Below are 2,866 nucleotides of genomic sequence, written 5' to 3'. Positions count from 1 at the left end.
CAGCAGGTCGCCAAGCTGTGCGAGCTCGGCTACACCCTGGGCCAGGGCTATCACCTGGCGCGGCCGATGCCGCCGGACCGGCTCTCGGCCCTGCTGAAGGCGCAGAGCAAGGTTGTCGTAGCGGCCGGTTAGCATCTGCGGCCATGGAGGCGGATGCGCTGACCGCGTGGCTCGACCAGTTGATCTTCGCGGACCTGACCACCGACGAGGTGACCGCACGGGTCGCAGACACCGTCGCGGAGTGGGGCACGAGCCAGGGCTGGCGGGTCTACCGCCGCGCGCCCAGCGTGCTGATGCTGCCGCCGCCGCTGGACCGGCAGCACTCGGTCGTCGACCTGGCGTTCGCGCGCACCGACGGGGCGCCGCTGGTGGTCGAGATCGACCACACCGACCGGCGGCGTACGGTCGACAAGCTGCTCGCCGAGGCCGAGGCGGGCCGCATCGCGATCTGGGTGCGCTGGGGCACCGGCCCGTTCAAGCCGCCGCCGATGCCCGTGCAGATGGCGACGGTCGAGGTGACCCGGCGGTCCGGTCGGCGCTTCGCCCGCGCCCGTGATCTGATACCCCCAGCTCATGGCGCGGGGATCGCCGGCGCCGAAGAGACGACGCTGTTCGTGGAGGATTAGTGGAATCGTCTTCCCGGCTGGCCTGGCGGGTCACCGAGCCCATCCACGCGATGATCTACTTCGCGCCCGAGGCCTTCGAGCGGTTCGCGGCGCTCGGGCTCAACGCGATGGAGGGCTACTTCGCCTCCCGGGGCGGCGTGTTCGGGGCGACCGGGCCCGGGCCGGTGATCGCGACCTTCTACGGCTTCAACCCGCGCCTGGTCCGCCGGGCGCTGCCGGGCGTGTGGGAGCGCACCACGCCGGCCGCCGTGCTGGCCGCGCGGATGGCGGCGGCCGACGCGGCGCTGCGCCGCGGCCTGGGCGAGGCGGTGTCGTCGCCGGAGGTCGCCGAGGCGGCGGCGCTGGCCCGGCGGGCGGCCGAGTCGGCATGTGAGATCCCGCAGGGCCGCCCGCTGTTCGCCGCGCACACCGCACTGCCCTGGCCGGACGAGCCGCACCTGCAGCTGTTCCACGCGCAGAACCTGCTGCGGGAGTTCCGCGGCGACGGGCACGTCAGCGCGCTGCTGACGGCCGGTCTCGGTGGCCTGGAGTCGATCATCCTGCACGTCGCCAGCGGGCAGGCGCCGCGCGAGTTCCTGCAGCCCACGCGCGGCTGGCGCGACGACGCCTGGGAGGCGACCGCCGAGGGGCTGCGAGCACGCGGCCTGCTCGAGGGCGACGGGCTGAGCGAGGCCGGCGTCGCGCTGCGGGCCGACGTGGAGGCGACCACCGACCGGCTGGCCGAGCCGGCCTACGAGGTGCTGGGCGAGCCGGGCCGGGTCCGTCTGGCCGAGCTGACCCGCCCGCTCAGCCGCGCCCTGGTCAAGCAGGGCATGCTCGACCCGATGAACCTGGTGAAACAGGCCCGTACGGGCAGATCGTGCGACACTCTGGACGGGTGGAGATCGCCACGACAGACCACGACGAGCGGTGGTGGGCCCAGTTCGAGGAGGCCTCCGAGCGGTTCGACGAGGCCATGCTCGTGGACGGCCTCGGCGACCTGCTGGTCCGGCGCATCACCGCCCCGCTGCTGCGGCAGGAGGCCCGGCTCGCCACCGACGTGGCGGTGCGCTGGCTGAACCGGCCGCAGAGTAAGGAGCTGGAGGCGTGGGCGCACGGCGCCGCCGAGCGGCTGGCCGACACGCTGCGCCGGTTCGCCGAGCGGGCCACCTCCGACGCGTCCATCGCCGAGGTGGCGGCGCTCAATCTGGCGGTGCACGGCCAGTACGCCGCCGCGGCCGCGGCGGCGGAGCCGATCGTGGGCACCATGCCGCTGCTGCGGCTGTTCGTCACCGCGCTGCGGCTGGAGTATTTCGACATCCCGCTCACCCTCCGGCTCATCGAGGGCGGGCAGAGCCCCGGCCAGGCCATCCAATCCGGCTTCCTGATCGGCAAGTACGGCTGGTGGCCGTCCTGGCTGCTCAGGATCGTCACCGAGCGGGCGCTGGCGGGCACCCTGGACGCGGAGACCATCCTGGCCCTCGACCGGTGCGCCTTCGCCGAGCTGAGCCCGTTCCAGGCCCGGCTGGCCCGGCGCCTGCTGGACGGCGAGTCCGAGCTGATCGCGACCGCCGCCCACCGCCTCGAGGGTCTCGGTGAGAGAGACGCCGCGCAGCGCCTGCGGGACGGCGATCTGATGACGGTCGCCCTGGCGGCTCGTCTCGTTCCGCTGTAGACCGTCCCGATTAGTAATGCTTACCGCGACTTAACTTTTGCATGATCTGACGAATCTTTGACTCGTGACGAGCGTAACTTCCCGGTAACGTGCCCATCGACACATGGGGATGCTCCAATGCGGGAGGCGCTGCTTCATGTCCAACGTCAGTCGACGACAACTACTAGGTGCCGCGGGAGCCGCGGGCGCCGCCACCATTGCCGGTTCCACCGCGCTCTCGACGCCTGCTTCGGCCAGCGGGAGCAGCGGCCGGGTGCCGCGCGACAAGATCAGCGTGCAGCTGTACACACTGCGCGACCAGCTCGGCATCGACCTCGAGGGCAGCCTCGAGGAGCTCGCCGAGATCGGATACACCCGGGTCGAGCACGCCGGGACCGTCGGGCGCACCCCGGCGCAGTTCCGGGCCGCGCTGGACGCGGCCGGTCTGCGGGCCACCTCCGGGCACGCCGGCATCCCACAGCCGTGGAACGCCGACGCCTGGAAACGGGTCCTCGACGATGCCGCGATCATCGGGAACAAGTACATCGTGCACGCGTTCTTCGGCCTCGGCCCGAACGGGCCGATCCGCGACGCGGCCGTCTACCGG

Annotated in this window: 4 protein-coding genes; all 4 read left to right on the top strand. The window is 72.5% G+C overall.

What is annotated here, in order from left to right:
* The first annotated feature begins 143 nt into the window (after positions 1 to 143).
* A complete protein-coding gene (locus AB0M20_RS35935) occupies positions 144 to 626 on the top strand; it encodes a hypothetical protein (protein WP_364305058.1) in 483 nt (160 codons plus the stop codon).
* Positions 626 to 1,684 (top strand): hypothetical protein, encoded by a 1,059-nt coding sequence (locus AB0M20_RS35930; protein WP_364305056.1) that lies wholly within the window; start codon positions 626 to 628, stop codon positions 1,682 to 1,684. The genes AB0M20_RS35935 and AB0M20_RS35930 overlap by 1 nt, the downstream gene beginning before the upstream one ends.
* The gene (locus AB0M20_RS35925; RefSeq protein WP_364305055.1) at positions 1,582 to 2,280 is read left to right on the top strand and encodes a hypothetical protein; all 699 of its coding nucleotides are present in this window, start codon (positions 1,582 to 1,584) and stop codon (positions 2,278 to 2,280) included. The genes AB0M20_RS35930 and AB0M20_RS35925 overlap by 103 nt, the downstream gene beginning before the upstream one ends.
* Positions 2,281 to 2,416: 136 nt before the next feature.
* Positions 2,417 to 2,866 (top strand): twin-arginine translocation signal domain-containing protein (locus tag AB0M20_RS35920; RefSeq protein WP_364305051.1); only part of this gene is annotated, 450 nt, incomplete at its 3' end.

Origin of the sequence: Actinoplanes sp. NPDC051633, assembly GCF_040681735.1 — a bacterium.
GTDB lineage: Bacteria > Actinomycetota > Actinomycetes > Mycobacteriales > Micromonosporaceae > Actinoplanes.
The sequence above is the reverse complement of the archived record's forward strand: the minus strand, read 5'-3'. Positions and strand labels throughout refer to the sequence as shown.

Coding starts and splice junctions, on each gene's coding strand:
- AB0M20_RS35925 (WP_364305055.1), top strand. CDS start 1,582: ATGCTCGTGGACGGCCTCGGCGACCTGCTGGTCCGGCGCATCACCGCC.
- AB0M20_RS35935 (WP_364305058.1), top strand. CDS start 144: ATGGAGGCGGATGCGCTGACCGCGTGGCTCGACCAGTTGATCTTCGCG.